General features: G+C 69.9%; 27 protein-coding genes and 2 pseudogenes. 10 read left to right on the top strand and 19 right to left on the bottom strand.

The annotated features are described in order from the left end of the window. Positions 1-139: 139 nt before the first annotated feature. Positions 140-1,063 carry a helix-turn-helix transcriptional regulator gene (locus ACZ7L1_RS21185; protein ID WP_471439177.1) on the bottom strand — a complete coding sequence of 308 codons (924 nt, stop codon included), beginning with the start codon at positions 1,061-1,063 and terminating at the stop codon, positions 140-142. A 101-nt stretch (positions 1,064-1,164) separates the two neighbouring features. Here ACZ7L1_RS21185 and ACZ7L1_RS21180 point away from each other — a divergent pair, with 101 nt between their 5' ends. Both ACZ7L1_RS21180 and ACZ7L1_RS21175 read left to right on the top strand, forming a co-directional pair. Further along, complete coding sequence (locus ACZ7L1_RS21180) at positions 1,165-2,592, top strand: MFS transporter (RefSeq protein ID WP_471439175.1); 1,428 nt, start codon at positions 1,165-1,167, stop codon at positions 2,590-2,592. 140 nt (positions 2,593-2,732) lie between these two features. Next, positions 2,733-3,191, top strand: coding sequence for a VOC family protein (locus tag ACZ7L1_RS21175; protein WP_471439173.1), 459 nt, complete (start codon positions 2,733-2,735; stop codon positions 3,189-3,191). 30 nt (positions 3,192-3,221) lie between these two features. Here ACZ7L1_RS21175 and ACZ7L1_RS21170 read toward each other — a convergent pair whose 3' ends face one another. From ACZ7L1_RS21170 to ACZ7L1_RS21155, 4 genes are all read right to left on the bottom strand, one after another. Beyond that, a complete protein-coding gene (locus ACZ7L1_RS21170; RefSeq protein WP_471439171.1) occupies positions 3,222-4,193 on the bottom strand; it encodes a glycosyltransferase family 2 protein in 972 nt (323 codons plus the stop codon). Positions 4,194-4,331: 138 nt separating this feature from the next. Next, positions 4,332-4,730: a hypothetical protein gene (locus ACZ7L1_RS21165; protein ID WP_471439169.1), complete on the bottom strand. Its 399-nt coding sequence runs from the start codon at positions 4,728-4,730 to the stop codon at positions 4,332-4,334. Between the two features lie 151 nt (positions 4,731-4,881). Continuing rightward, positions 4,882-7,284, bottom strand: coding sequence for a glycosyltransferase (locus ACZ7L1_RS21160; protein WP_471439167.1), 2,403 nt, complete (start codon positions 7,282-7,284; stop codon positions 4,882-4,884). A gap of 173 nt (positions 7,285-7,457) precedes the next feature. Further along, on the bottom strand, positions 7,458-8,840 hold the full coding sequence (locus ACZ7L1_RS21155) for a glycine--tRNA ligase (protein ID WP_471439166.1): 1,383 nt from the start codon (positions 8,838-8,840) through the stop codon (positions 7,458-7,460). A gap of 162 nt (positions 8,841-9,002) precedes the next feature. Here ACZ7L1_RS21155 and ACZ7L1_RS21150 point away from each other — a divergent pair, with 162 nt between their 5' ends. The 4 genes from ACZ7L1_RS21150 (at position 9,003) to ACZ7L1_RS21135 (ending at position 12,270) form a co-directional block, all read left to right on the top strand. Next, entirely contained in the window at positions 9,003-9,962 is a 960-nt protein-coding gene (locus tag ACZ7L1_RS21150; RefSeq protein WP_471439164.1) for a metal ABC transporter substrate-binding protein, read from the top strand. A gap of 17 nt (positions 9,963-9,979) precedes the next feature. After that, positions 9,980-10,765: a metal ABC transporter ATP-binding protein gene (locus tag ACZ7L1_RS21145; RefSeq protein ID WP_471439163.1), complete on the top strand. Its 786-nt coding sequence runs from the start codon at positions 9,980-9,982 to the stop codon at positions 10,763-10,765. After that, the gene (locus ACZ7L1_RS21140) at positions 10,765-11,667 is read left to right on the top strand and encodes a metal ABC transporter permease (protein ID WP_471439162.1); all 903 of its coding nucleotides are present in this window, start codon (positions 10,765-10,767) and stop codon (positions 11,665-11,667) included. The genes ACZ7L1_RS21145 and ACZ7L1_RS21140 overlap by 1 nt, the downstream gene beginning before the upstream one ends. 186 nt (positions 11,668-11,853) lie before the next feature. Next, positions 11,854-12,270, top strand: a complete 417-nt coding sequence (locus ACZ7L1_RS21135; RefSeq protein WP_366024419.1) for a Fur family transcriptional regulator — start codon at positions 11,854-11,856, stop codon at positions 12,268-12,270. 7 nt (positions 12,271-12,277) lie between these two features. On the opposite strand, the gene ACZ7L1_RS21130 is transcribed toward ACZ7L1_RS21135, so the two are convergent. The 5 genes from ACZ7L1_RS21130 to ACZ7L1_RS21110 all read right to left on the bottom strand — a co-directional run bounded on the left by ACZ7L1_RS21130 (position 12,278) and on the right by ACZ7L1_RS21110 (position 14,999). Further along, positions 12,278-12,814 carry a hypothetical protein gene (locus tag ACZ7L1_RS21130; RefSeq protein WP_471439161.1) on the bottom strand — a complete coding sequence of 179 codons (537 nt, stop codon included), beginning with the start codon at positions 12,812-12,814 and terminating at the stop codon, positions 12,278-12,280. A gap of 67 nt (positions 12,815-12,881) precedes the next feature. Continuing rightward, complete coding sequence (locus ACZ7L1_RS21125; RefSeq protein ID WP_471439160.1) at positions 12,882-13,715, bottom strand: isoprenyl transferase; 834 nt, start codon at positions 13,713-13,715, stop codon at positions 12,882-12,884. A gap of 92 nt (positions 13,716-13,807) precedes the next feature. Beyond that, positions 13,808-14,554, bottom strand: a complete 747-nt coding sequence (gene recO / locus ACZ7L1_RS21120) for a DNA repair protein RecO (RefSeq protein ID WP_471439159.1) — start codon at positions 14,552-14,554, stop codon at positions 13,808-13,810. Positions 14,555-14,598: 44 nt separating this feature from the next. Next, a complete protein-coding gene (locus ACZ7L1_RS21115; protein WP_471439157.1) occupies positions 14,599-14,820 on the bottom strand; it encodes a hypothetical protein in 222 nt (73 codons plus the stop codon). Next, entirely contained in the window at positions 14,817-14,999 is a 183-nt protein-coding gene (locus tag ACZ7L1_RS21110) for a hypothetical protein (RefSeq protein WP_471439156.1), read from the bottom strand. The genes ACZ7L1_RS21115 and ACZ7L1_RS21110 overlap by 4 nt, the downstream gene beginning before the upstream one ends. A 178-nt stretch (positions 15,000-15,177) precedes the next feature. Between ACZ7L1_RS21110 and ACZ7L1_RS21105 the strand changes: the two are divergent. From ACZ7L1_RS21105 to ACZ7L1_RS21095, 3 genes and pseudogenes are all read left to right on the top strand, one after another. Continuing rightward, positions 15,178-15,988, top strand: a pseudogene (locus tag ACZ7L1_RS21105) (helix-turn-helix domain-containing protein). Next, entirely contained in the window at positions 15,970-16,245 is a 276-nt protein-coding gene (locus ACZ7L1_RS21100; RefSeq protein WP_471439155.1) for a DUF397 domain-containing protein, read from the top strand. Before ACZ7L1_RS21105 ends, ACZ7L1_RS21100 begins: the two are co-directional and overlap by 19 nt. A gap of 359 nt (positions 16,246-16,604) precedes the next feature. After that, entirely contained in the window at positions 16,605-16,790 is a 186-nt protein-coding gene (locus ACZ7L1_RS21095; RefSeq protein ID WP_471439154.1) for a hypothetical protein, read from the top strand. Positions 16,791-16,891: 101 nt separating this feature from the next. Here the strand turns inward: ACZ7L1_RS21095 and ACZ7L1_RS21090 are convergent, their stop codons facing one another. The 3 genes from ACZ7L1_RS21090 to ACZ7L1_RS21080 form a co-directional block, all read right to left on the bottom strand. Then, positions 16,892-17,152, bottom strand: coding sequence for a hypothetical protein (locus tag ACZ7L1_RS21090; protein ID WP_471439152.1), 261 nt, complete (start codon positions 17,150-17,152; stop codon positions 16,892-16,894). A gap of 154 nt (positions 17,153-17,306) precedes the next feature. Beyond that, a complete protein-coding gene (locus ACZ7L1_RS21085; protein WP_471439150.1) occupies positions 17,307-18,254 on the bottom strand; it encodes an FG-GAP repeat domain-containing protein in 948 nt (315 codons plus the stop codon). Positions 18,255-18,367: 113 nt separating this feature from the next. Continuing rightward, the gene (locus ACZ7L1_RS21080) at positions 18,368-18,571 is read right to left on the bottom strand and encodes a tautomerase family protein (RefSeq protein ID WP_471439149.1); all 204 of its coding nucleotides are present in this window, start codon (positions 18,569-18,571) and stop codon (positions 18,368-18,370) included. On the opposite strand from ACZ7L1_RS21080, the pseudogene ACZ7L1_RS21075 reads away from it, so the two are divergent. Continuing rightward, positions 18,509-18,979 (top strand): annotated as a pseudogene (locus ACZ7L1_RS21075) (MmyB family transcriptional regulator); the annotation flags it as partial. The gene ACZ7L1_RS21080 and the pseudogene ACZ7L1_RS21075 overlap by 63 nt on opposite strands. 15 nt (positions 18,980-18,994) lie before the next feature. Here the strand turns inward: ACZ7L1_RS21075 and ACZ7L1_RS21070 are convergent. The 6 genes from ACZ7L1_RS21070 to ACZ7L1_RS21045 form a co-directional block, all read right to left on the bottom strand. Then, the gene (locus ACZ7L1_RS21070) at positions 18,995-19,996 is read right to left on the bottom strand and encodes a DUF6879 family protein (protein ID WP_471439148.1); all 1,002 of its coding nucleotides are present in this window, start codon (positions 19,994-19,996) and stop codon (positions 18,995-18,997) included. 41 nt (positions 19,997-20,037) lie between these two features. Then, on the bottom strand, positions 20,038-21,006 hold the full coding sequence (locus ACZ7L1_RS21065) for an SCO2521 family protein (protein WP_471439146.1): 969 nt from the start codon (positions 21,004-21,006) through the stop codon (positions 20,038-20,040). A 1-nt stretch (position 21,007) separates the two neighbouring features. Continuing rightward, complete coding sequence (locus ACZ7L1_RS21060; protein ID WP_471439144.1) at positions 21,008-21,991, bottom strand: SCO2522 family protein; 984 nt, start codon at positions 21,989-21,991, stop codon at positions 21,008-21,010. Beyond that, positions 21,988-22,905 carry an SCO2523 family variant P-loop protein gene (locus ACZ7L1_RS21055; protein ID WP_471439143.1) on the bottom strand — a complete coding sequence of 306 codons (918 nt, stop codon included), beginning with the start codon at positions 22,903-22,905 and terminating at the stop codon, positions 21,988-21,990. Before ACZ7L1_RS21055 ends, ACZ7L1_RS21060 begins: the two co-directional genes overlap by 4 nt. Before the next feature lie 2 nt (positions 22,906-22,907). Continuing rightward, a complete protein-coding gene (locus ACZ7L1_RS21050) occupies positions 22,908-24,746 on the bottom strand; it encodes an SCO2524 family protein (RefSeq protein WP_471439142.1) in 1,839 nt (612 codons plus the stop codon). 72 nt (positions 24,747-24,818) lie between these two features. Next, a complete protein-coding gene (locus ACZ7L1_RS21045) occupies positions 24,819-25,622 on the bottom strand; it encodes an SCO2525 family SAM-dependent methyltransferase (protein WP_471439141.1) in 804 nt (267 codons plus the stop codon). Positions 25,623-25,790 lie beyond the last annotated feature (168 nt).

The raw sequence follows: 25,790 nt of genomic DNA, 5'->3' as shown, positions 1-25,790 counted from the left end.
GCACGGCACCTCGCCGCGTTGTCGCATCGCCCGAGTACATCCGGTACGCGGGCGACGCTCCGCCTCGCGATGCACCGCACCGGACGCCGCGAGCTTTCCGGCAAACCATTCCGGCCACAGCACTAGCGCCTCCCACGGCTCACGCGGCGTTGCTCCGCTCCGACGCGATCGCCTGCAGCTTCTCCAGCCGTTCCCGCGACTCCCGGTCCGCCGGCGCGTACGTCACCATCCGGGGCCCGTTGTGCGGCCCGAGCCACAGATCGGTGTGGTCCAGGGTCAGCAGGCCCACGTGGGCGTTGCGGAACTGCTTGCGCTTGCTGCGGGCGCCGACCACCTCGTGCAGTCCCCAGGCCTCGCGGAACTCGGCGGACTCGGTCATCAGCCGGTTGAGCAGCATCTTCCAGGCGGGCTCACCGAGGTGGTCGGCCATGTTGGCGCGGAACTTGGCGGCCATCAGCCGCATGGTCGCCTCATGCTCGACGATCGACGCCCGCCAGTCCGGGTGCGTGTAGCACAGCACCATGCAGTTGCGGTCCGCCGGCGGGACGGCATCGAGGTCGCACATCAGCAGCCCGTAGGTGCGGTTGTAGGCGAGGATGTCGTACCGGCTGTTGGAGATGCAGGCCGGGAGCGGCTCGAGCTGTTCCAGCAGGATGCGCTGGGCGTCGGTGACCGACGGACAGTGCGCGCCGGGTGCGGGGTCGACGGCCCCGGCCAGGTTGAACAGGTGGGCGCGTTCGCTGGCGTCGAGCAGCAGGGTGCGGGCGAGCGCGTCGAGGACCTGGACGGAGACCTGGATGTCCCGGGCCTGCTCCAGCCAGGTGTACCAGGTGACACCGACCGCGGCGAGCTGCGCGACCTCCTCGCGGCGCAGCCCCGGGGTGCGGCGGCGCCGGCCGCGGGGCAGTCCGACCTGCTCGGGGGTGATGTGCTCGCGGCGGTGCCGCAGGAACGCGGCCAGTTCATGCCGCCGGATCTCCGATGCGCGCCGCTCGGGCGCCTCCGCCTCCCGGCCCGTCCGCGTCTCGGGGACCGCCACCGTCTCCTGCACCATGGTCGCCATGCCCCCAGCCTGCCGCTCCGCGGAGCCTGTTTCCAGGTAGTGCTGGTACCAGGATAAAGACACTCTGGTACCACGCTGAGGGTCGGCGGAGCCTTGCTGGTGTGACCGAGACTCTCACTTCCCCTACTGTCCGCTCGCCGGTGGCGACCCCACGGCTGGGCGGACTCGGACTGTTCACGGTGCTGCTGGGCGCGGCACTGCCCCTCATCGACTTCTTCATCGTCAACGTCGCCCTTCCGACGATCGGCAGGGACCTGCACGCGGGCGAGGCCGTCCTGGAACTGGTCGTCGCCGGGTACGGGGTGTCGTACGCCGTGCTGCTGGTGCTCGGTGGCCGGCTGGGCGACCTGTTCGGTCGGCGTGAGTTCTTCCTCTACGGGATGGCCGCCTTCGGTGTGACCTCGCTGGCGTGCGGGCTCGCCCCGACCGCCTGGACGCTGGTGGCGGCGCGGGTCGCGCAGGGCGCGGCCGCCGCGGCGATGCTGCCGCAGGTGCTCGCCACGATCCAGGCGGCGACCAGCGGGCAGCGCCGCGCCAAGGCGATGGGCCTGTACGGCGCGACGGCCGGTCTGTCCATGGTGGCCGGGCAGATCCTCGGCGGGGTGCTGGTGGCGGCGGACATCTGGGGCACCGGCTGGCGTGCGGTGTTCCTCGTCAACGTGCCGGTCGTGGTCGTCGGCCTGTTCCTGGGGGCGCGGGCGGTGCCGGAGACCCGCTCGCAGCATCCGGAGCCGGTGGACGGGCCCGGCACGGTGCTGCTCGCCGTCTCGCTGCTGACCCTGCTGGCGCCGCTGACCGAGGGCCGGGCCGCGGGCTGGCCGCTGTGGACCTGGCTGGCGCTGGCCGCGTTCCCGTTCGCGGCGTGGGCGTTCTACGCGGTGGAGCGCCGCGCGGACCGGCAAGGCCGTACGCCGCTGGTGCCGCCGAGCCTGTTCGCGCTCACGTCGCTGCGGCGTGGACTGGTGATGATGGTTCCGTTCTCGATCGGGTTCAGCGGATTCATGTTCGTGATCGCGGTGTCGCTCCAGCAGGGCGCGGGGCTCGGTCCGGTCCCCGCGGGCCTGGCGCTGACGCCGATGGCGGTGGCGTTCTTCGTGGTCTCGCTGAACGGGCCGCGGCTGGTCGCCCGCTTCGGCACCCGGGTGGTGACCGCCGGGGGGCTGATCCAGGCGGTCGGCATCGGGCTGCTGGTCCTGACCGCCTGGCGCTCCTGGCCGCACCTGGGCGTGTGGGAGCTGCTGCCGGGCGCGGCGGTGGCGGGCGCGGGTCAGGCGCTCCAGCTCCCGATCATCATGCGGATCGTCCTGTCCGAGGTGCCGACGGCACGGGCGGGCGTCGGCAGCGGTGTCATGGTGACGACGCAGCAGTCGGCGCTCGCGCTGGGCGTGGCGACGCTCGGCACGCTGTTCCTGACGCTGGTGCCGGGCGTGGGGATGCGCGACGCCCTGGTGACGACGCTGCTGGTCCAGCTGGCAGGCATCGCCCTGACGGCGGCCCTGAGCCTGCGCCTGCCGCGCACCGTCAGCTGAGGCCTGCCGCCCACGCGGTCGGACGTGGCCCCGCACCCCGGCGAGACGGGTGCGGGGCCACCGTGTGCTCCCGCGCCGCGGCCATGTCCTCCTCCGTGATCTCCGGGACAGGCGTCGGCGCCCTCCGGGATAGTGGCTGCATGGCAGCCACACTGGACTGGAAACTGGTCGTCGACACGCACGACGCTCCCGCGCTCGCGGACTTCTGGGCGGCCGCGCTGGGGTACGAGGTGGAGGACAGCAGTGCGCTGATCAACCGGCTGCTGACGGCTGGTCATCTCCCGGAGGCGGCGGTCGCCGAGCACAACGGCACGCGGATCTTCCGGGGTTTCGCCGCCATCCGGCACCCGGACGACCCCTACGACAAGGAGACGGGCATCGGCCGGGGCCGCCGCATCCTTTTCCAGGACGTCCCCGAGCCGAAGACCGCCAAGAACCGCCTCCACCTCGACGTGCACGCCGGCCCGGACGCCCGCGAGGCGACGGTCGCCCGCCTGGAGTCCCTGGGCGCGAGTCGCGTCGAGGAGGTGGACAAGGGCCCGGCCGGTCACTGGTGGGTCATGCGCGACCTGGAGGGCAACGAGTTCTGCGTGGCCTAGTAGCGGCCTCGTAGCGGGCCTCGTAGCGGCCTAGTGCACGGCGGCGGCCGTCGCGGCGGGGTCGCTCTCCCGCGTGGGCGGGGCGGTGGAGCCGGTGTGCGCGGCCAGCGCCTTCTCCAGGCGACGGATGTGGTAGTACTGCACCCGCGTGGTGCGCTGCAGGGCCATGACCGCACCGAGGAACTGATCCATCTCGGCGGCCCGGGTGAGGATGTCGTCGGGTACGTTCTCGTCCCGCAGGCAGGCTTCCGCGTCCTGCGCCAGTACGGCGTGCGCCCAGCCACGCGTGATCGGCTTGTACAGGCCCGGGTGTTTGACCACGATCCGCGCCCGGATGGCGAGGTCGTTCTCGGCGGCTTCCAGATGCAGTCCGGTGTCCTTGTTGCGCGCCCCGAACAGCGGCTCGTGGATGTGATGGGCGTCGAAGCCGTGCTCGACGCAGCCGATCCAGAAGTCCCAGTCCTCCCCCGCTCTCATGCTCTCGTCGTACCCGCCCACGGTCTGCCACGCCTCACGGCGGTACAGCGAGCAGTAGAACATGATCAGCCGCTGGAGCATCAGTTCCCGGCTGTAGGCGGGCAGGGGCATCGCCTGCGGGGGCAGGTCGTCGTCGGTGAAGGTGAAGACGTCCGTCGAAGCGATGGCGATGCCGGGGTCGCCGTCCAGGACCGCGACCGTCTTCTCCAGCATCGTGGGCGCGATCACGTCGTCGGCGTCCAGCGGAAGGATGTAGCGGCCGGCGGCCGCCCCGATCCCGGTGTTGCGGGCGGCGGAGACACCGGCGTTGGCCTGCTGGAGCAGCCGGATGCACCGGTCGGGGTGGCGGGCGATCAGGCCCTCGGCCACCTCGGCGGTGTCGTCGGTGCTGCCGTCGTCGACGATGACGAGTTCCCAGTCACGGAAAGTCTGGGCGACGACGCTGGACACCGCGTCGGGCAGATAGCGGGCGTAGTCGTGGCAGGGGATGACCACCGAGACCACAGGGTCGGAACCGTGGGGCATGAGCCGTCTTTCGCTCGGAACGGAAGGGGAGGGACGAGGAGCCCGGACCACGGGCGGCCGGCCTCCGCGATGTCGGGCGTGGGCGGCCCCCCCGACCCTGTGCCAGGGCCACGTCGCAGCGGACCCGCCGATCACGTGCTAGCCGATGCCGAGGCTGCGCGTGTAGTCGCGGTCGGCGTAGTCGGAGTAGTTGCCGACGCCGTGGTGATCGTGGTGGTGACCGTAGTCACAGATGGTCAGGTTCGCCACGGGTGCGCAGCAGTGGCCGTAGTCACTGATCGTGACGTTGGCCACGGAGGGGCAGCAGTGGCCGTAGTCGCTGATCGTGACGTTCGCCAAGTTCTTGCAGGGGTGATCCTCCCCCGGTATGAGGGTGACGTCGCCGCTCATCGGCTGCCCTTGGTGCGCGTACGGGGCCGGGGCGGTCAACGTTTCCTGTCCGAGGGCGGAGGCGTAGGCGGCCTCCGCGGTGTTGAGCAGTCCGGCGGTTGCCAGTGCGGCCGGGAGAGCCAGGGAGGACATGACACGAGCTTTCACGGTGGTGCCTTCCTTTCGGGGGAGGGAGCTGCCCCGACACCCGGCGACCTTCACGGCAGGGGCAGCAGCGCCACCGTAGGATTTGCATACTTTGCGTGGCAAAATGATTACACCGTGCGAGTGGCGGGCTCCACGTACCGGGCCGTCCGGTTCAGGACGGGGACAGGGCCGCGGTGCCGACCGGATCCGGGGCCGGGAGCGGATGCAGCACCTCGAGGTCGGGCAGTGCCCAGCAGGCGGTGCCCATGTCCCGGGCCATCGCGGCCAGACCCTCGGTCTCGATGAGGTACTGGTACGGGAAGGACGGGAAGTTCAGGCCGTCGCGGTGCACGTCGGCGCGGACCAGCAGCACGGTGCCACCGACCGAGTCCACCCGAAGAAGCCCTTTGCCGCGCAGCTCGTCGAGGTAGATCCGGCCGAACCCCTTGGGCGGCTGCAGGATGCCGTCGCGCAGCCACTGGGACCAGTTGAGCGTGCCGGCGCCGGGGTGGAGGACGAAGGTGTTGAGGTCGTACGTGGCTCCCCCGGCCGTGGTGGCGCAGTGCGGGACGACGATGTCCTTACGCGCTCCGAGCAGCCGCTGGATCAGGTCGGCCGGGTAGTCGGTGACATCCACATCGAGCCACAGCACCCACTCCTCGTCGGCAAGGGCCCGGGCGAGCAGATGGTTGCGCACCTTGGCCAGTACCGACCGGCGCCGGCGCTGGAGGCTCGGCTCCCAGCGCGGCCCGGCCATCTGCAGGCCGAAGTCGCGGTGGACGAGGGTGACCCGCCGGTACTGCGCCTCGAGGCCGGGCAGGACCTGCCGCAGCAGTTCCGGCGTCGAGTCCTGGCTGTCGCCCTCCAGCAGGCCGATGGAGATCGCCTCACGCGGATAGTCCAGGGAGCGCAGTTTCTCCAGATAGCCGGGCAGGTGCGCGGCCGCGTCCTTCAGGGGCGTGAGCACCAGCACGAGGGGCCGCTCACTCGCCGGGCCCGGAGCCGGCTCGGCAGCCGTACGCGGTCGTCCCCCGGCCGCTCGCTCGGCGGCGGCGCCGGTCTCGGCGTGGGCGATGTCCTGCGGCTCGATCGGCAGCCGGGTCGCCATGGCCAGCAACCGCTCGGCGTACGCGCCGGGTTCGGCCCAGACCTGGGTCGCCACCTCGAAGTGCTCGGCGAAGTGCGACTCGTCGAACGTGTTGCCGCCGTGGCAGATGTAGGTGTACAGCTCCGGGGCGTCGACGGAGACGACCCGGCAGGTGCGGACCACCTCTTCCGCCACCGGTGTGTCCTCGCCCCGGCGTTGCGCCGGATAGCGCGGCATCCGGTCCCTGGCGCAGATCATCGATCCTTCCCAGACCCGCGCACAGGAGATGGCGAGCTTGTGGCGAGCGGGCCACCACAGACGTTCACGGGCGAGGAAACAGGCCTCTGCGCCGAGGGCGAGAATCGCCGCCATCTGTGTCTCGACCCGCTCCGGGTCGTACAGGTCGTCGTCGTCCCACTGGCATACGAAGGGCCCGGCGGCCCGGTCCACCGCCTCGTTGCGCAGTTCGCCGAGCGTCCGCCCCTGCGGGGGAAGCCGGTGATGGCGGATCCGCGGGTCGCCCAGCTCCCGGATGTACCGCTCGAGGGCGTCGTCGGTGCCGTCGTCCACGACGACCAGTTCCAGCGCGCGGTACGTCTGCGCTCGGAAGCAGGCGATCGCGCGGCTCGCCATCGCCATGCGGCCCTTGGTCACCATGAGGCAGGACACCGTGGGTGCGGGCGCGCCCGAGGCCCAGCGGCGCCTTTGGGCGTCGAGGCTGAGCTGACCGTCGGCGAGCGGGTGCAGCCCCTGGCTCGCCCAGAAGGGGAACCGCTTGCCGGACGAGATCCGCACCGTCCCGGAGTCGTCCCGAACCCAGCTGCCGGACCAGTGGTGCACGGCGTACGCCCGCTCGTAGTCGGCTTCCTGAGGGCCGAACAGCTCCGTCGCGTAAGGGCTCACCTCGGGATACAGGACTTCCGGCGCGAGGACCGTGACCGAGGCGGGCTCCGGGGCGCTGTCGAGCGCCCTGGTGAGGAAGAAGGGGCCTGTGGCCTCCAGAGCACCGGGCGCCCGGTGAGCGCCGACGAGCTGCCGGTGCACATGGGCCCAGAAGGGGTGCCCCGGCCGCGACGCGATGAACGCGTTGCCGACGATGCGGCCGAATCCGCGCCGACGAGCCGGCAGCAGACGCGTGTGAGCCTCGGGTTCGCAGCCGAGGACGAGTTCGCGTCCGTCGAGAAGTGCGTCGACCGGCTTCAGGCACTCGAAGTCCATGTCCACGTAGAGCCCGCCGAAATGATCGAGCAGGAAGTAGCGGATCGCGTCGGCCCGCATGATCGCTTCGGGGTAGCCGTCGTAGACCGGCAGGAACCAGGGATAGTGCTCCTGGAGGAAGGCACGGTTGTCCGCGTCGGTCCACAGCCGGTATCCCCAGCCGGGGTGATGCAGACGCCAGGAATCGACCCACTTACGCCACTTCTCGGGTACGTCGGCGTCTTTCCAGGTCTGATGGATCAGGGCGGGAATCTTCTCCGGTGTCCGCATGCACGCAGTATGAAGATCCTTTTTGCCGCCGAGCGGCTCCGGCAGGACGCGCCGACCGCACATTCACCCGGGCGGCACCTCCGAGGACGCGAACGAAGGACGCCGGGCGGGCCGGAAACCATCCAGCCCGCCCGGCGTCCTCGTCGCGCGGTCCCGCGCGGAGCGCCCAGGCCCTAGCAGCCCAGGAGGCGCCCGGCCAGGTACCCCTCGATCTGGTCGAGGGACACCCGCTCCTGCTTCATGGAGTCACGCTCACGCACCGTCACCGCGTTGTCCTCCAGCGTGTCGAAGTCCACCGTCACGCAGTACGGCGTACCGATCTCGTCCTGGCGGCGGTAGCGGCGGCCGATCGCGCCCGCGTCGTCGAACTCGATGTTCCAGTGCTTGCGCAGCGCCTGCGCGAGACCCTTGGCCTTCGGCGACAGCTCCGGGTTGCGGGACAACGGCAGCACCGCGACCTTCACCGGAGCCAGACGGTGGTCGAGGCGCAGCACCGTGCGCTTCTCCATCTTGCCCTTGGCGTTGGGCGCCTCGTCCTCGACGTACGCGTCGAGCAGGAACGCCAGCATGGTGCGCCCGACACCCGCCGCCGGCTCGATGACGTACGGCGTCCAGCGCTCACCGGCCTCCTGGTCGAAGTAGGAGAGGTCCTGGCCGGAGGCCTTGGAGTGAGCGCCCAGGTCGTAGTCCGTGCGGTTCGCGACGCCCTCCAGCTCGCCCCACTCCGAGCCGCCGAACTGGAAGCGGTACTCGATGTCGGCGGTGCGCTTGGAGTAGTGGGAGAGCTTCTCCTTCGGGTGCTCGTACCAGCGCATGTTCTCCTCACGCAGGCCGAGCCCCGTGTACCAGTTCCAGCGCTCCTGCATCCAGTACTCGTGCCACTTCTCGTCCTCGCCCGGCTTGACGAAGAACTCCATCTCCATCTGCTCGAACTCGCGGGTGCGGAAGATGAAGTTGCCCGGCGTGATCTCGTTGCGGAACGACTTGCCCATCTGCGCGATGCCGAACGGCGGCTTGCGCCGCGAGGTCTGCTGGACCTGGAGGAAGTTGGTGAAGATGCCCTGCGCGGTCTCGGGGCGCAGGTACGCGATCGAGCCGCTGTCCTGCGTCGGGCCGAGATGGGTGGAGAGCAGACCCGAGAACTGCTTCGGCTCGGTGAACTGGCCCTTGTTGCCGCAGTTGGGGCAGTTGATGTCCGCGAGGCCGTTCTCCGGGAGGCGGCCGTGCTTGGCCTCGTACGCCTCTTCCAGGTGGTCGGCACGGAAGCGCTTGTGACAGGAGGTGCACTCGGTGAGCGGGTCGGTGAAGGTGGCGACGTGACCGGAGGCCACCCAGACCTCGGTCGCAAGGATCACCGACGAGTCGATACCCACGACGTCCTCGCGCGACGTCACCATGTAGCGCCACCACTGGCGCTTGATGTTCTCCTTGAGCTCGACACCCAGCGGTCCGTAGTCCCAGGCGGCACGCTGACCACCGTAGATCTCGCTGCAGGGGAATACGAAGCCACGGCGCTTGCTCAGGCTGACGATGGTGTCGATCTTGTCGGCGGCCACGGTGCTCTCTTCATTACGACGACGGGCGACGAAGCGAGACGCTTCTAAGCGAATGCTTCAGGGTACCGGCGGTGGCTCCCCCTCAATCAAATCGGTGCCGCCCACAAGCTCGGGGTGCGAGCTTGTTGACAACGGTTTCCATGTTTGATGAAAATGACTGTCATGAACGTACGACGACGCCTCATACCCGGGACCGCGGTCGCGGCGGCCACCGCCCTCGGCCTCGGAGCCCTCTCCGCCTGTTCCTCGGCCGGCGCCGCGGGGGGCGACAGCGGCAAGTTCGACGTGGTGGCGTCGTTCTACCCGCTGGCCTTCATCGCCGAGCAGATCGGCGGGTCGTACGTCCACGTCACCAGTCTGACCCAGCCCGGCCAGGAGCCGCACGACCTGGAGATCAGCGCCAAGCAGACCGCGCAGCTCCAGGAGTCCGACGCGGTCCTCTACCTCAAGGGCCTGCAGCCCTCCGTCGACGACGCGGTGGCCCAGTCCGAGATCAGGACGAAGATCGACGCGGCCTCCCTGACCTCCCTGGAGGAGCACGGCAACGAGGTCGGCGGGCACGCGGCGGCCCACGACACCCACCAGGGCGAGGAGTCCGGCGGCAAGGACCCCCACATCTGGCTCGACCCGGTGCGCTACGCCCAGGTCGCCAAGGGCGTCGGCGCCGCTTTCGAGAAGGCGGACCCGAAGCACGCGGACACCTACAAGAACAACACCGACGTGCTGGTCAAGAAGCTCGACGACCTGAACGCCCAGTACGCGGACGGTCTGCGGAACACGAAGACCAAGGTCTTCATGACCACGCACGCCGCCTTCGGCTACCTCGCCGAGCGCTACGGCCTCACCGAGGAGGCCATCAACGGCCTGGACCCCGAGTCCGAGCCCAGCGCCGCGCGCGTCCGCGACCTCGAGAAGATGGCCAGGGCCGACGGCGTCTCCACGGTCTTCTACGAGACGCTCGTCAGCGACAAGACCGCGAAGACCGTCGCGAAGGACGCGAACCTGAAGACGGACGTCCTCGACCCGCTCGAGGGCATCACTCCGAAGTCCCGCGGCCGCGACTACTTCCAGGTCATGGAGTCCAACCTCAAGGCACTGCAGACCGCACTGGGCACCAAGTGATCGCTACGGAGGACGCCATGGACGCCATGGACGCGATGGGCGAGCCCGTCATATCGATGCGTGGCGTACGCGCCGACCTGGGCTCGCGCCCCGTCCTGCGCGGCATCGACCTCACCGTCCACCGCGGTGAGGTGGTCGCGCTGCTCGGGGCGAACGGCTCGGGCAAGTCGACCGCCGTGCGCAGCATCATCGGCCAGGTGCCGGTGAGCGCCGGGGAGATCGCACTCTTCGGGGCCCCGCGGCGCGCCTTCCGCGACTGGCGGCGCGTCGGGTACGTGCCGCAGCGCACCACCGCCGCGGGCGGCGTGCCCGCCACGGTGACCGAGGTGGTCTCCGCGGGCCGTCTGTCCCGGGCGCGCTTCGGCATCCTGCGCAAGGCCGACCACGAGGCCGTACGCCACGCCCTGGACCTCGTCGGCATGGCGGACCGTGCCAAGGACTCCGTGGGCGCCCTGTCCGGCGGCCAGCACCAGCGCGTGCTGATCGCCCGCGCGCTCGCCTCCGAGCCCGAACTGCTGATCATGGACGAGCCGATGGCGGGCGTCGACCTGGCGAGCCAGGAGGTGCTCGCGCAGACGCTCAGGAACCAGGTGGCCTCCGGTGCGACGATCCTGCTGGTGCTGCACGAACTCGGCCCCCTGGAGCCCCTGATCGACCGGGCGGTCGTCCTGCGCGACGGCTGCGTGCTGCACGACGGCCCGCCCCCGAAGGCCGTGGGCCAGCACGCCCTGCCAGGCCACGACCACGTCCACCCGCACGACGCCGCGGGCACCGAACCGATCCGCACGGGACTGCTGAGCTGATGGACTTCCTGAACTACGCCTTCATGCAGCGGGCCCTGCTCGCCGCCGTCCTGGTCGGCATCACGGCCCCCGCCGTCGGCATCTACCTCGTCCAGCGCCGCCAGGCCCTGATGGGCGACGGCATCGGCCACGTGGCGATGACGGGCGTCGGTCTCGGCTTCCTCCTGTCCACCTCCCCGGTGTGGATGGCGACGGCCGTCTCCGTCCTCGGCTCGGTCCTCATGGAACTGATCCGCTGGTACGGGAAGACACGCGGCGACATCGCGCTCGCGATGCTCTTCTACGGCGGTATGGCCGGCGGCGTGATGTTCATCAACCTCGCGCCGGGCGGCTCCAACGCGAACCTGACGTCGTACCTGTTCGGGTCGTTGTCCACCGTCTCGCAGTCCGACGTGGTGGCGATCTGCCTGCTCGCGGCCTTCGTCGTCCTGGTCACCCTCGGCCTGCGCCGCCAGCTCTTCGCGGTCAGCCAGGACGAGGAGTTCGCCCGGGTGACGGGCCTGCCGGTGCGCGCCCTGAACCTGCTGACGGCGATCACGGCGGCCGTGACCGTGACCGTCGCCATGCGGGTGGTCGGTCTCCTCCTGGTCTCCGCGCTGATGGTCGTCCCGGTGGCGGCCGCGCAGCAGCTCGGCCGCAGCTTCGCGGCGACCTTCGCGATCGCGGTCGCCATCGGCGTGACCGTCGCCCTCGGCGGCACGATCACGTCGTACTACCAGGACGTGCCGCCCGGCGCGACGATCGTGCTGCTGACCATCGCGGCGTTCATCGCACTGACCGCCCTGGCCACTCCGCTGGCGCGGCGACGCGCGCGGGCGCTCGCCGTCGCGCAGCCCTCGGGGGACCCCGCAGAGTGCGCGATTCCGGCCAGCCGGGGGGCCGGCGACGAGGTCGGAGTCTGACCGCGCACCGGCCGGGCTGGCACAATGTCCCGGCAGGGCGCAGACGTCAGGCGCGGAGAGCCGAAGGGGCGCGCCGGGGTTGAGATCGTGGGCTCGCGAAGGCCCGAAGGACTGAGCACGGTCACGGTCTCGGCACCGGCTCAGAGCGCCCCGCAGGCGAACGAGCCGTCAAGAAGGAGGCAACCGGTGACCACCGCAGGACCGCCCGTGAAGGGCCGCGCCACCCGGCAGCGTGCCGCTGTCGCGGCGGCCCTCGACGAGGTCGACGAGTTCCGCAGCGCGCAGGAGCTCCACGACATGCTCAAGCACAAGGGCGACTCGGTGGGCCTGACGACGGTCTACCGCACCCTGCAGTCCCTCGCCGACGCCGGCGAGGTCGACGTCCTGCGCACCTCCGACGGCGAGTCCGTCTACCGCCGCTGCTCGACCGGCGAACACCACCACCACCTGGTCTGCCGCGTCTGCGGCAAGGCCGTCGAAGTCGAGGGCCCCGCGGTGGAGAAGTGGGCGGAGGCGATCGCGGCGGAGCACGGCTTCGTCAACGTCGCCCACACGGTCGAGATCTTCGGCACGTGCGCGGAGTGCGCGGCGGCCGGGGACTGAGCAGGGCTCATACGCGGAGCAGGTGCCGGTTCAGCAGGGCGCGCAGCTGTACCACGTCCTCCGGGGTGCGCGCGCCCCGCTTGAGGAGTACCGCCGCGCAGTACCCGGCACGGTCGGGGCTGCGCAGGACGAAGCAGCGGTCGGACTCGGCGTAGCTGCCGTAGTTGGCCCACGCCAGTCGTACGTCGGCGTGGGCGCTCGTCGTCCACACGCCCGCCTCGCCTACGGTCACCCGCATCAGACCGTGGTGCTGGTTCGCCCGCAGCAGTCCGCGGGCCGTCATGTGGGGCGCGCGGAACATCAGCAGCGCCCAGACCAGGACCATCAACCCGATGGCGAAGCCGGCGTCGTCGTGGAGTGCGCTCCACACCATCTGCGCGGCCCCGACCGCCGCCGCACAGACCAGGAAGACGGGGTGGTACAGCACCCTGACCCTGGGCCGCTTGCGCATGACCAGCCGGACGGCCTCCGTCATGTCCTGCTGCTGGTACTCGTACTCCAGCAGGACCTCGGTCCCGCGCTGCTCCACGGTCTGTTCGGTCACGGCCCCTCCCGTTTCTTCGGTGACGAGCCGTGATCGTAACCGCAGGGCCGGACAGCCGGCCCCCGGCCTACTCCTGCCTGCCCTCCATCGCCAGCAGTTCCTCGTTCGGGATCGCGCCGCCGAAGCGGCGGTCGCGGGAGGCGTACTCGACGCACGCCCGCCACAGGTCGCGCCGGTCGAAGTCCGGCCACAGCACGTCCTGGAAGACCATCTCGGCGTAGGCGCTCTGCCACAGCAGGTAGTTGGAGGTGCGCTGCTCGCCGCTCGGGCGCAGGAACAGGTCGACGTCCGGCATGTCCGGGTAGTACAGGTGCTTCGCCACCGTCTTCTCGGAGATCTTCGACGGGTCGAGCCGGCCGGCCCTGACCTCCTCCGCGATGGCCTGCACCGCGTCCGCGATCTCCGCGCGGCCGCCGTAGTTCATGCAGAAGTACAGCGTCAGCCGGTCGTTGCCCTTGGTCTGCTCCTGGGCGATCTGGAGCTCCTTGGCGACGGACTTCCACAGCCGGGGCATACGGCCCACCCAGCGCACCCGCACGCCCAGTTCGTCGAGCTGGTCGCGGGTCTTGCGGATGAAGTCGCGGTTGAAGTTCATCAGGAAGCGGACCTCGTCGGGCGAACGCTTCCAGTTCTCGGTGGAGAAGGCGTACAGCGAGATGCTCCCGACGCCCATCTCGATCGCGCCCTGCAGCACGTCCAGCACCCGCTCGGCACCGACCTTGTGCCCCTCGGTACGCGGCAGCCCACGCTGCTTGGCCCACCGCCCGTTCCCGTCCATGACGATCGCCACGTGGTTCGGGATCAGCTCCCCGGGGAGCTTCGGCGGCCGCGCGCCGGACGGGTGCGGCTCCGGCGTCCTGTACTCCCGGCGCTGGCGCCCCAGAAACCCGCGTACGGCCATTGCTTCTCGCTCCTCGGTTCTTCGCTCTGTTCGCTGTGTCGCTGTGTCGTTCTGTCGGTCTGCCGCTCTGACGGCTGTGACGCCGCGTCGCTCTACTTTTCCACGTACCGGAGCGAGCGCAGCCCCCGCTCCAGGTGCCAGTGCAGATAAGCCGACACGAGCCCGCTGCCTTCCCGGACGTACCGCGCCTCGCACGCGTCCGCGGTCTCCCAGTCCCCCGTCAGCAGCGCACCGAGCAGTTCCAGGGCCTGTGGCGAGGGTACGACGCTGCCGGGCACCCGGCAGTCGGCGCACACGGACCCGCCCGAGGCGACCGAGAAGAAGCGGTTCGGCCCGGGCATGCCGCACTTCGCACAGTCGCTGAAGCTGGGCGCGTAGCCGTTGACGGCGAGGGAGCGCAGCAGGAAGGCGTCCAGGACGAGGTGCGGCGCGTGCTCACCACGGGCGAGCGTCCTCAGGCCCCCGACCAGCAACAGATACTGCTGGACGGCCGGCTCCCCCTCATGGTCGGTGAACCGCTCGGCGGTCTCCAGCATGGCGGTCCCGGCGGTGTACCGGGCGTAGTCGGTGACGATCCCACCGCCGTACGGCGCGATGGTCTCGCTCTGCGTGCACAGCGGCAGCCCCCGCCCGACCAGCTCGCTCCCGCGCGCGAAGAACTGCACGTCCACGTGCGAGAACGGCTCCAGCCTGGCCCCGAACTTCGACTTCGTCCGGCGCACCCCGCGGGCCACGGCGCGTACACGTCCGTGACCCCGCGTGAGCAACGTGATGATCCGGTCCGCCTCACCCAGCTTCTGGGTGCGCAGCACGATGCCGTCGTCGCGGAACAGACTCATGGGGTCCATTCTCGCCTACGGCGCCCCCGCCTCGGGCCTGGTCCTCAAGGGACCTCACCGCGGCTGCGTGCGTTGGCGTACGCCGTCGCGGCCTGCAGACGCTCGGCCTGGGTCGCCGGGCGCACGGCCTCCGGTTCGACGTCCCACTCCTTGCCCCCGCCGTACGGTCTCAGCTGTACGTACGGGCCCTCGTGCCCCATGACGATCCCCACCCTCCCGGTGCGGGTGTCGACGGCGTACGACCCGATCGGCGGCTTCTTCTTCATCGCGCCTCCGCCGCCGGCAGCGCGCGCAGCGCCGCCGCGAGCCGGGCGGCCACATCGACGGAACAGCCTCCCAATTCCACCAGCGGGCAGGGTGTCTCCCGCGCCAGACTTGCCGGGTCGAGCCGGAGCGACGGCAATGTGATTCCGACGCTCGCGAGCGCAGCCCGCAATTCCTTCACTGTCTCCTCCGCCTCTTCGACGCGGTGCGCCGAGTCTCGTCCCCCGAGTGGTACGTGTGCTGCAGTCACCGTGCTCCCCTTCCCCGTGCAATTTCACGCTTCGCATCTCCATGGTGACGCTCTGCATCTACACTCGACAGGTGTCTGTGCCCTACAAGTGCGAGGCAGCAGGGACGGGTTGAGCCATGGCCAACGGTTGGCGTGGGAGTTCTTCGGCGCCGAGCTGAAGCGGCGACGGGAGAACGCGGGCTTCACCCAGGCGTCGCTGGGAGCGCGTGTTTTCGTCTCGTGCGGCTACATCGGCCAATTCGAACAGGCGATTCGCAAACCTCAGTTGGACGTGGCACAGCGGATCGACGAGGCCCTGCAAACCGAGGGCTTTTTCGAGCGGACGTGGCGAAACCTCATTGATGACGCGAGATACGCGGACTATTTCGCGGAGGTGGTGGAGCTCGAGCGGACGGCGACGAAGATCTGCGAGTTCGCGCCGACGTTGGTGCCGGGGTTGTTGCAGACGGCCGAGTACACCCGAGCGGTGACCCTGGCGAGCAACCCGTTCGTCACCGAGGAGTACATCCAGGAGAAGGTCACGGCTCGTGTGGAGCGCGCACAGGTCCTGGCGGACGCTGCAAGGCCCGTGTATTGGGTGATCCTGCACGAGCACGTGGTGCGCATCCCGGTCGGCGGCGATGCCGGGATGGCGGCGCAGTTGGACCACATCGCGGAACTGGCGCGGGAGCGCAGGGTCCTGGTGCAGGTGCTGCCGACGAGCGCGGGCGCCTACCCGCTCATGGGCCGCATGGTCACGCTCTTCGAATTCGAGGACGCACCACCAACCGCCTATACAGAGGCGGTGTATTCGGGAAACCTGCTCGATGATCCGGCCCTGGTGAAGCGTGTGCTCAGGGCCGCCGCACTGCCGCCGAAGGCGTCCCTCCCTGATCCAGTCGGCGGCGGAGGACCAGAGACGATGCGCGGGTACGACCTGAGCAACGCCCGCTGGCGCAAAAGCAGCTACAGCGACGACAACGGCGGCAGCTGCGTCGAGGTCGCGTACGACTTCCCCGGCGCCGCCCGCTGGCGCAAAAGGAGTTACAGCAACGGCGAGGGCGGCGACTGCGTCGAGGTGGCCGACGGAGTCCCCGGTGTCGTCCCCGTCCGGGACAGCAAGGTGCCCGGAGGTCCCGTCCTCCTCGTGAGCCCGGCCGCCTGGACGGAGTTCATCCGTACCGTGGGATCGGCCTGAGGACTTGCAGATCATCAAGGCGTTGCTTCCCGTCAAGGGCAGCTCCTGGTCGGCGGAGTCTCCTACTTCCTGCCGCTGTGGGAAGCCTCCTGGTTGCCTACAGGGCGCGCTCGGTAGCTCCTCGCGTCTCCCAGGGCCTTCCCCCAGGCGTCGGTGCTCTCCACCCGTATACCTGGCGCCCCTGGAGCAGCCGCCGACGAGCTCAGACCAGCCCGGAGAGGATCGCCGGCGCCCGCACCGGGCGGCCGGTGGCCCAGCACAGCGAGCACCACGCCGCAAAGCTCCCCGCAGCTGGATCAGGCGGTCAAGTCGGCCAGTTGTGCAGGCCGTTGGGCGCGGAGCGGAGTAGTGCGCTTCACATGACGTCAGCCCACTGGCACGAGTGGTACGTCGTCGTGCAGGCCCTTGGTGTCGACGCCGGGGAAGAGGCTGACGTGGCCGTCGTTCCAGACGGCCAGCAGGTCGTCGCGGTGGCCGCCGGGCGTGAAGCGGCCGGCGACCAGCAGGCGCGCGTCGTCCTTCCAGGCGGGAGTATAGCGACGTAGCGGCGATCAGACCCGAAGTCCGCGCCGTGCGCGGACGAAAGCCGGACATGAACGTTCCCCGTTTCATGTGAGATCGGTGAGAAGGGGGACAGGCCGATCGGTCAGCCCGTGACGCGCAGTTCCACCAGAACAGTGGACGCACCCCCCGCGGTCCCCTCACCGACGCTCTGATAGCCGTTCTTCGCCACGCTCACTGTCTTGACCGGCGCCGACGGGTCCCCCTGCGGCTTCAGATCCGCGCTGATCGGATGATCAGCGGTCTCCAGCGCGATGACGTGCGGGAGCTCCAACGTGAGATAACCGGTCTTGGTTGTCGCCTTGAAGCAGTAGGCGCCCTGCGGGTTCCCGCCCTGGCCCTGCACGGTGAGGACCCTGATCTGCTGAGCAGATTCATCACATGCGGCAAGGGTGATGTGCCCGTCCCCCTTGATCAGCCTGACGGGCTGACGGGTGGGCGGGACGGGCCGTCTCCGAACTGGAGGCAGCGGCCCGTCCCCTCACTGGAGCCGTGTACCGCTACAGCAGGTCGTACGCCTGGAACCCACTGCCGATCTTGACCGGCTTCTGGAACACGGCCTGGGTGGTGCCCGTGCCCGAGTACCGGTACAGGTCGCCGTTCGGCTTGCGCGCGATCAGGTCCGGCTTGCCGTCGGCGTCGAGGTCGCCGACCGAGAGCAGCCGGTCGTACATGTTCCAGCCGCCGCCGATCCTCGTGCGGGGCGCGAAGGGGGCCTTGTAGTCGCCCGTGCCCTTGTAGAGCCAGAGGACGCCGGACTTGTCCCGGGCGACGATGTCGGCCTTGCCGTCACCGGTCAGGTCACCCTGGCCGGCGATCTGGGTGTACTGGCCCCAGCCTGCGCCGATACGGCTCCGCGAGGTGAGGGTGCCGTCCGGGTGGGCGAGGTACTCCCACAGAACACCGGCCTTGTCCACGGCGATGAGGTCGGCCTCCTTGGCACCGCCGAGGTTCCCGGGCGAGAGGACCGTGGTGTAGATGTTCCAGCCCGTGCCGACGCGCGTGGTGTGGTAGCCGAGTTGGTCGTCGATCCAGTCGTAGTCCAGCTTCCCGTCCTTGTAGAGGTACCAAGTGCCGTCGCTCCACCCGTCCTTGTTGTTGTCGACGTCGATCGAGTCGGCGAAGGCTTCGAAGGTGACCCCCACGTCTTCGCGAGGCTTGAAGCCGCCCTTGTCGTCCGTGAAGTACAGGTACAGTTCGGCGGTTCGCTTGTCCACGGCGGTCATCGCGAAGCTGGGCGTTTCCACCGTACCGTCCGCGCGGACGCGCGGCCCCAGGCTCTGGACGCCCCGGGCCTGATGCTCCGCCCCGGCCACGGCACGCGTCCGGCCGGCCCCGGCCGGGTCACCGGATGCGAAGGCCGTACCGGCCGTGGCGGCCATCGCTGCCGTGACGGCGGTGGCCGCCAGCGCCCCCCGGAACGCACGCCGACGTCTGATGACGATCATGAAGATCCCCCTGTGATCTGCTCGACGGCACTTGGTCATGTGCCAGCGGTGATCAAGCCTCCCACAAGTCCCTCACAGGCTCACCGGAATTCCCTCGCGGCCGACGAGGGCCCTCAGTTCTCAGAAGACCCCTCGAGCATCGCGAGCGTCAGTACGTTCCCGCCGATGCCCCAGCCCCCGTCCGGAACCTCCTCGACCAGGACCATGGTGTTGGCGCGGGCCTGCTCGCCGTAGATCTCGACGTACAGCTCGCCCCGGCGGTGCGCGGCCCGGAGGCGAGTCTCGTGTACCGCTGGTTCACCGATCCGGAAACCCACGGGATCTACCCCGCCGAGGACCACCCCCACCACTCCCGCGTCTTCGTCGCCGACCTCCAGGCGGTCGCCGCCCGGCGCGGCGACGACACCGAGGTGACCCGGCTGGTGGCCACGCTGCGCCGGCGCAGCCAGGAGTTCTCCGGCCTCTGGGACACCCACGACGTCGCTTTGCGCCGCGCCGACCACAAGCGGATCCTCCACCCCGCCCTCGGCGTCGTCGAACTGGACTGCCACAGCCTGTTCAGCGAGGACGGCCGCCAGCGCCTGCTGTGGTTCTCCGCCCCGCCCGGCACCGAGGGCGCCGCCCAACTGGAACTGCTCTCGGTCATCGGCACCCAGGACCTGTCACCGGAGCGGGCCGGCAGAGCGACGCCGCACGGAGGACACCAGGGACGCCGCGGCGCTTGACGCGCGGCGTACCGCTCAGCCGGACGCGGCGGTCGGTGCGGGCAGGGGGTCCGGTCCGGTGGGCTCGGTCGCCTCCCACAGGACGTTGAACCGCTTCATGCGCTCCTGGACGTGTGCCGGTGTCATCTTCAGGAGGGTCTTGGCCGGCACGACGTCCACGTCCGGCTCTATCTCGTAGCAGAGCTGCCCGTCGAAGACGATGAAGTCGTTCGTGAGCGTCAGGCGGGCGCGCTGGGGCAGTTCCGAACGGACCGCGATGCGCGCGTCGATGCCGAGGTCCCGCTGGCTGCGGCAGAGTTCCTCCAGCTCCTCGGTGCGTTCCCGCGGATTCTTCACGAGGAACAGCCGCCGTACCCGCACTCCCCGCTTGACGGCCTCCTCCTGTGCCTTCAGGTAGCGGTTGGCGGGCTCGCTGGTCCAGAAGTCGCGGTCGACAGGGGTGCTGGTGGCCACCAGGGTCTGGGTGCAGCACGCGGTAAGGGCGATCAGCCAGTCGTGCTCCTCGCCCGGACAGTCCGTGCTGCCGCGGCTGAGGCTCTCCATCGTGGACGCGAGCTGGGCGATCCGGTCCTGGGCGAAGTCCTTCACCAGCTGTGACTCCTGGCGGCCCACATGTGTGTAGGCGCGGGCCAGCCGGGCCACGCCGTCGGACCGCAGCACCGAGCGGTCCACCTCGCTGAACAGCTCGGTCGCCTCACTGATCCGGGCGAAGGCCCCCTCGACCTCCCTCCGCATCTCCAGGTGGTACTTGTCCAGGCCCTGCTCCATCGAGTTCAGCCGCTGCTCGAAGTCCACGAGGTACTGGATGATCAGTGCCGCGCCACCGAGGACTACGGACACGGTCAGCTGCCACACCTGGTTCTTGTCCTGGTTGAGGACGTTGGTCAGCAAGTAGGTGGCGGCGGCCACCACCGCCGTGACCAGTGTCTTGCGTAACAGGTTCGGTGAGTGCTGCCCCTCCTCGCCCCTGGACGCCCTGCGTGCTTCCCCTGATGACGCTCCTGACGCTCCGGTCATGTCGCCTCTCCCCCGTCGCGATTGTCGGTTCGTGCCGCCCTTCAGCGTGTGCTCAGTGCCTCGTGCAGCAACGGAATGGCCTGGACGGCCAGCTGGTCACGGATGCGCTGGACCAGGGTCTGCCACTGACGGGTGAACCCCGGCTCCCGTTCCAGCACGTCCCACAGATGGCCCAGCGTGCGGTCCACGTGTGCGCGCGGCATCCACAGATGCAGCAGGTGATCGACGGCCGGGCGCAGCGCGAGGACGGCCGAGGGGCCGTCCGCCGCACCGAGCCGGCTGCTGTCCAACATGTGCACGACGGTCGTCAGCAGCCAGTCGTGCAGGGCGAGGTCCTCGCACAGGCCGGCGGCCGCGGCGGCCGGGACGTCCTCCGGAAGCCTCAGTTCCACGGTCCGCAGCCCATGCTCGGCGAGGGTGAAGCGCTGAAGCGACGGTCCCTCGCCCTCGGGTGCGCGTCGCGCGACCCAGCGCAGATGGGTGCGCCGGGACTTGAAGGGTGCCTTGTGGTCGAGCAGCGGGTGGCGCAGCAGTTGCGCGAGCAGGCCCTCGGCGATCATCCCGAGGTCGAGTTCGCCGCGTGCGCCGCCGCGCAGGACACCTTCGGCGGCGGCCTGTTCGGGGAGCTTCCCGAAGGGTTCGACGAGGCCGGGCCTGACGAGGTAGTGGCCCCAGGGGCGGCGCGTGTCGGGGCCGGCGGACGGGGCGCTGAAGTAGGCGGTGGCCTGCAGGACGCGGCCCTCGGTGAGCGCGGCGCGGGCGGCCACCGTGCCGACGGCGCGTACCTTGGCGCCGTTGGAGGTGGGCAGCCGGCAGTCCACGCCGGTCAGGACGTCCGGGGACAGCGCGTACAGGTTGGGCCGCTCGGAGACCCGGACGTGTTCGTCCGCGCGCAACCTCAGCAGCTGGGCGGCGGCCCGGCCGTCCAGTGCGTGGAAGGACGGCAGCAGACAGGTGCGCACCTCACCGCAGGCGAGCACCGGACGCATCGACTGTCCCCCGGCCGGCATCTCAGCTCCCCTCGGCGGGGAAGGCGCCGGCGGGCTCCTCGTAGAAGACGTACGTGGCGCGCTGCGCGACCGCGTCCGGCACCGCCGCGCCCTCGCGGGCGGAGCGCTCGGCGACCTGCTTGAGCGCGCCCGAGTCGACGTCTATCTGGTCGAGGATGAGCCGTACGGCGTCCTCGACGGCGAGGAAGCGGTTGGCCATCAGGGTGCAGGTGCGGTACGCGCTGAACGGTGCAGCCGCCGGGTTGAGCTGGGTCAGCGGCGGCAGCCGGTCCCACTCGTGGGGGAAGTCGCGGCCGTTCCAGGGGCGCGGTACGAGGACGGGTTCGCCGAGGTGGCGCAGCAGGCCCAGTCGGGCGAGCTGCCAGACGGCGGCGAGGAACGGGCAGGACCACAGCCGCTGTCCGTCCTTCTCGGACCACAGCTCGACGTCCATGAACACCGAGTGGTTGCGGGCGGCGGTCTCCTGGGGCGGCTGCCAGCCGGTGATCTCCCCCATGGCGCTGCGCGAGCCGGGGCTGCGCTGCCCGTTGGCGAGCCAGCCGGTCTGGCTGACGGGCGGGCGGGAGCCGTAGCTGCCCGGCGGGGGTGACTCGACGAGGCGGTGCATCACCGCCTCGGCGAGCTCGATCTTGTCGGCGACGGCGCAGCCCGACTCGCGGGCCAGGTAGTCGATGACGAGGCCGGCCCGCTCGGCCTCCTGAAGCACCACGGGGACGAGCTCGGCGGGGGTGGAGAAGCGGGTGAAGTAGTCGTCGATGAGGAAGCAGGTGCTGATGCGGGGCCGCCTGCCGCCGGTGCGGCGGGCGGCGGCGACCCGGGCGGCGTCCACCCAGATCCGTACCTCGGCGAAGTGCTCGCTCAGCCGCTCGGGCCCGGCCTCGAAGTCCTCCATGTAGAGGTGGCCGAGTTCGAGGGAGAGGTGGGCGAGCGGTACGGACTGGGTGCGGGGCTCTGCGGTGGTCTCGCGGAACACGGCTTCCGTCACGGCTGCTCCCAGTACTTGTCGTCGGTCAGCCGGTTCGCCAGTTCGCTCAGTGCCTCCCACGTCTCCCGGTTGGCGATCTGGCTGTCGAGGACGTCCTCGTCGGTGATGAGCTGCTCGCGCCACTGCAGGACCGGCTCCAGCGGCACCGAGCCGAGGACCTGGGTGTATCCGATGCCGAGGGTGGAGGACATCTGCTTCAGGTCGCGGTCGCAGGCGCGCATCCACGCCGACTGGGTCGCCGACACCTGCGACCACAGCGCGGACTCGGGGTCGGGTACGGCGGCCCGGACGAACCGGATGACGTTCCGCAGCGCCTCCTCGTCGTGGCCTCGGGCCACCCCGCCGGCGACGATGCCGCGCCTGCCGTAGACCAGGCTCGCCGCGGCCGCCACGTGCTGGCGGGTCCAGCGGTGGAAGACCAGCCAGCGCGCCAGGACACCGCGCAGCTCGCGCTGCGAGGTGGCCTCCAGGGCCATGTCGACGGCGTAGCTGCGGCCGGCGCTGAGGTCGACGACGATGATGTCGAACTCGCCGTTGAGCCGCAGCAGGAGGTCGACACAGCGGCGCAGGGTGTCGTCGGTGGTGGCGAACTCGCCGCCGCTGACGTCGCCGGGCATCAGCACCAGGCTGCCGGAGCCGGGGGGCCGGTTGCGCAGCACCGGGTGTTCGGTGTCGGCCCAGACGTCGATGCGGGCCGGTTCGCCGACCTCGCCGGTCAGGTAGGAGTGCAGGCCGTGGTCCTCGGCGGCCCGGCGGGCGTCGGGTACGTCGAAGACGGCCGCCGCGGTGGGCGAGCCGAAGTCGAAGTCCAGGTAGCAGACGTCGTCGCCGGCCAGCGCCCGGTGGTAGGCGAGGTTGGCGCTGGTGACGGAGCGGCCCGTGCCTCCCTTGTCGGAGGCCGCGAAAACGAGCACGGTCACACCCCCTGGGCCGCGGCTTCGCGGGCCCGGGCGAGGGCGTCGAGTTGTCCGAGGACGTCGAGGGTCAACGAGCACGCGGTGCCGGGTTGTTCGTCCACGAGCTTGCGGGCGCGGCGCAACTTGACCTCGATGCTCCTGAGTTGCATGCCGCGGTTGCCCTCGGAGGCCGGCGCGGGCTCCATCTGCTCGTTGCCGAGGAGGTGGGTCGACTCGCTCAGCAACGCACGGGCCAGCGCGGTGAGTTCGGAGCTGCGGATGGGGGGCTGCTTGTACATCTGATGGACCTGGACCATCACCTCGGTGACGCGCTCGGTGACGCTCCAGGACACCTGCCCCTCGTAGGCCGGCGTCTCGGGGTAGGCGGCGTGGACGTTGTCCCACAGGCCGGTGCCCTCGCCGTCGCCGATCCGGCGCCGCCACAAGTGGTCGAAGATGTCCTCGGCGAGCCGGAGCAGCCGGTCGTGCGAGCCGAGGTTGCGGGACAGCGTGCACAGCTGGATGGTCCGCTTGAGCAGCTGCGCGGAGAAGTCGCTCATGATCCACTGCATGGGCGGTCCGACGCTCTCGCTGCCCTGCAGCGGCAGGGTGACGCCGGGGTGGTGCAGCCGGACCATGGGGTCGTCCTGGGTCATGCGGCTGGTGATGCGCCCGCGTTCGGCGAGGCGTTCCATGACGCTGACGGTGCGGGTCAGGTCGTCGTCGGTGGCGCGGCGCCGCATCAGGTCGTGGACGAGGATGGCGGCGACGGAGAGGGAGAAGTACTCGGATTCGAGTTTCTGGCCGGTGGTGCGCCAGGGAATGTCCTCCAGGGGCCAGCGGTCGCCGCCGAAGCGCGCGATGCCGGACCAGAACTGCTGGGTGATCTCCCAGCGCAGTCGTAACGCCTCGGCGAGCCGCTGCTGTTCGGGATTGAGCAGGCCGAGGGTGAGGGTGCGGTCGGAGAACAGGTCCTGGATGCCGTCGAGGGCGACGACGGTGAAGTAGAGGTACGGCACCGGGTTGGCGACGCCCTGGGGCTGCGGCCCGATGGGTTCTTCGGTCGCGACCTCGGGCGCGTCCCTGACGATGCTCCAGCCCCAGCCGCATTCGAAGAGCTGGTTGGGGTCCTTGAGGCCTTCCTCGACGTCGACACCGAGGACGAAGCTCTCGACGATGGCGGCGCGCAGGGCCTCGAAGCGGTCCTGGAACCTGCGCAGCACGTGCCGTTGCGACAGCCGTCCCTGGCCGAGGAGTTCGCACAGTGTGCGGCCCTGGGAGGAGTCGATGTCGAAGACGTTGATGGTGAAGGAGCGCAGCAGGCTCACCATGGCCGCGGTGAGGCGGTTGCTGGTGGCGGCGCGCACTTCCTGGATGGTCTCCAGGATGTCGCCGCGGCGGGTCTTGGACTCGTAGATCTTGAGGAAGCCGAGGGTGGCCAGGCACAGGGTGATCGACATGGAGTACGAGTCGACGACTCCGAGGTCGCGCTGTTCCTGGGTGAGGTCCCGGTCCTTGTCCCCCGACACGAAGTAGTGGCCGCCGGCGAACGTGGGTCTCTTCTCGTCGGTGTGCCTGCGCATGAACTCGGCGGTGGCCGTGACGAGTTTCGCGGGGATCTCCAGGCGCCCGCCGGCCCGCTTCATCACCCTCTGGACGTCGTCCTGTGTGGTGTCCGGGTCGTCCAGGCGGAAGGCGGGGATCTCCGTGGCGGGGTACAGGATGCAGAGCAGGCGCTCGGCGTCGGCCACGCTGCTTTCCCCGCCCCGCTTGCCCCAGGTCCACTCCCCGCCGTCGAACGAGTGGCGGGCGATCGCCTGCCAGATGTCCAGCAGATGCTGGCGTGGCTTGATCTGCATCCCATGCCCCTCACACAGGCCGCGCTGCCATCATTGGAGAACGTGCCGTCTTCTGTTGTGACGATGCGGTCCTCAAACGGCCGGAATATCGGACTCCGGAATGTCGGACTCCGAATTCCTCCAGCCGTAGGCGACGATCATTCCCGAATAGCCTTCGCGCACGGCGGCCGAAGCCTTGAGACGCATGGTCTTGAACTCGCCCGCGAAAGGCACGAGACTCTCGTACACCTCCAACTCTCCCACGTCGCACGCCGGGAAGAAATGCTTGCCCGCGTGATACCCGGACGAATGTTCCATGAACGCGGCGGCGAAGGGCGCACCGGGGGCCAGGGCGCGCAGGAAGCACTCGACGGCGCGGGCGAACTCCGCGTGCGAGGTGGTCATCGACTCCGCCACGAAGAACATGGTCCCCATGGACCAGCGACCCTGGTGTCGCACCAGGTCGAAGAGGTTGCCCGACTGGACCCGGACCACGTCCCGGAACCTGGCGCGCGGGTCCAACTGTAGTGCGCCGTATACCTCGTTCTTGCGCAGGAGGTCCCAGAACTGGTCCCAGTTCCCGTCGTAGGAGGCGACCTGGCTCTCGAGGTAGCGGACGTTCGACGGCGAGCGCTCGTACAGGGTGATCTCGTCGCACCAGGGCAGCATGGCGAGCGCCGGGTAGAGGTTCGCGCCGGCACCGACATCGATGCCCGAAACGCGGGTGGTGTCACGTCCCTGGAAATGATCGCCGAAATGATCGCCCACGATCTGAAGGATCTCCGCGTCCTCCGCCTGCAGGCCGCGGTAATTGTGCTCGACGTAGGCAATGGGGTCGAATGCGGCCCATGATACGTCCGCATTCAGCTGTACGTCCCCCGGCGATCTGAAGGTCATTGGTCGAGCGTACCAATCGGAAGACCGGGCGGGATCCCCCTTGGGCCAACCGGGCGACGCAGTTACGCCACTTGGGGCGCACCGGGGGCGCACCGGGGCGAATGACTTATTGGACCTGATCCTGCCTTGAACGGTCCGGATCGTCCCGCTCAAGATGGTCGGAAATCT

Source organism: Streptomyces sp. NPDC107546 (assembly GCF_055639175.1).
Note: the sequence above shows the minus strand (reverse complement) of the source record. Positions and strands in the feature narration are given on the sequence as shown.

Excerpts from the sequence above, each read along its gene's own strand:
- ACZ7L1_RS21160 (WP_471439167.1), bottom strand. The coding sequence starts at position 7,284 with ATGCGGACACCGGAGAAGATTCCCGCCCTGATCCATCAGACCTGGAAA.
- ACZ7L1_RS21150 (WP_471439164.1), top strand. The coding sequence starts at position 9,003 with ATGAACGTACGACGACGCCTCATACCCGGGACCGCGGTCGCGGCGGCC.
- ACZ7L1_RS21175 (WP_471439173.1), top strand. The coding sequence starts at position 2,733 with ATGGCAGCCACACTGGACTGGAAACTGGTCGTCGACACGCACGACGCT.
- ACZ7L1_RS21095 (WP_471439154.1), top strand. The coding sequence starts at position 16,605 with ATGACGTCAGCCCACTGGCACGAGTGGTACGTCGTCGTGCAGGCCCTT.
- ACZ7L1_RS21185 (WP_471439177.1), bottom strand. The coding sequence starts at position 1,063 with ATGGCGACCATGGTGCAGGAGACGGTGGCGGTCCCCGAGACGCGGACG.
- recO (WP_471439159.1), bottom strand. The coding sequence starts at position 14,554 with ATGAGTCTGTTCCGCGACGACGGCATCGTGCTGCGCACCCAGAAGCTG.
- ACZ7L1_RS21140 (WP_471439162.1), top strand. The coding sequence starts at position 10,765 with ATGGACTTCCTGAACTACGCCTTCATGCAGCGGGCCCTGCTCGCCGCC.
- ACZ7L1_RS21065 (WP_471439146.1), bottom strand. The coding sequence starts at position 21,006 with ATGCCGGCCGGGGGACAGTCGATGCGTCCGGTGCTCGCCTGCGGTGAG.
- ACZ7L1_RS21100 (WP_471439155.1), top strand. The coding sequence starts at position 15,970 with ATGCGCGGGTACGACCTGAGCAACGCCCGCTGGCGCAAAAGCAGCTAC.
- ACZ7L1_RS21045 (WP_471439141.1), bottom strand. The coding sequence starts at position 25,622 with ATGACCTTCAGATCGCCGGGGGACGTACAGCTGAATGCGGACGTATCA.
- ACZ7L1_RS21070 (WP_471439148.1), bottom strand. The coding sequence starts at position 19,996 with ATGACCGGAGCGTCAGGAGCGTCATCAGGGGAAGCACGCAGGGCGTCC.
- ACZ7L1_RS21085 (WP_471439150.1), bottom strand. The coding sequence starts at position 18,254 with ATGATCGTCATCAGACGTCGGCGTGCGTTCCGGGGGGCGCTGGCGGCC.
- ACZ7L1_RS21170 (WP_471439171.1), bottom strand. The coding sequence starts at position 4,193 with ATGCCCCACGGTTCCGACCCTGTGGTCTCGGTGGTCATCCCCTGCCAC.
- ACZ7L1_RS21145 (WP_471439163.1), top strand. The coding sequence starts at position 9,980 with ATGGACGCCATGGACGCGATGGGCGAGCCCGTCATATCGATGCGTGGC.
- ACZ7L1_RS21125 (WP_471439160.1), bottom strand. The coding sequence starts at position 13,715 with ATGGCCGTACGCGGGTTTCTGGGGCGCCAGCGCCGGGAGTACAGGACG.
- ACZ7L1_RS21115 (WP_471439157.1), bottom strand. The coding sequence starts at position 14,820 with ATGAAGAAGAAGCCGCCGATCGGGTCGTACGCCGTCGACACCCGCACC.
- ACZ7L1_RS21050 (WP_471439142.1), bottom strand. The coding sequence starts at position 24,746 with ATGCAGATCAAGCCACGCCAGCATCTGCTGGACATCTGGCAGGCGATC.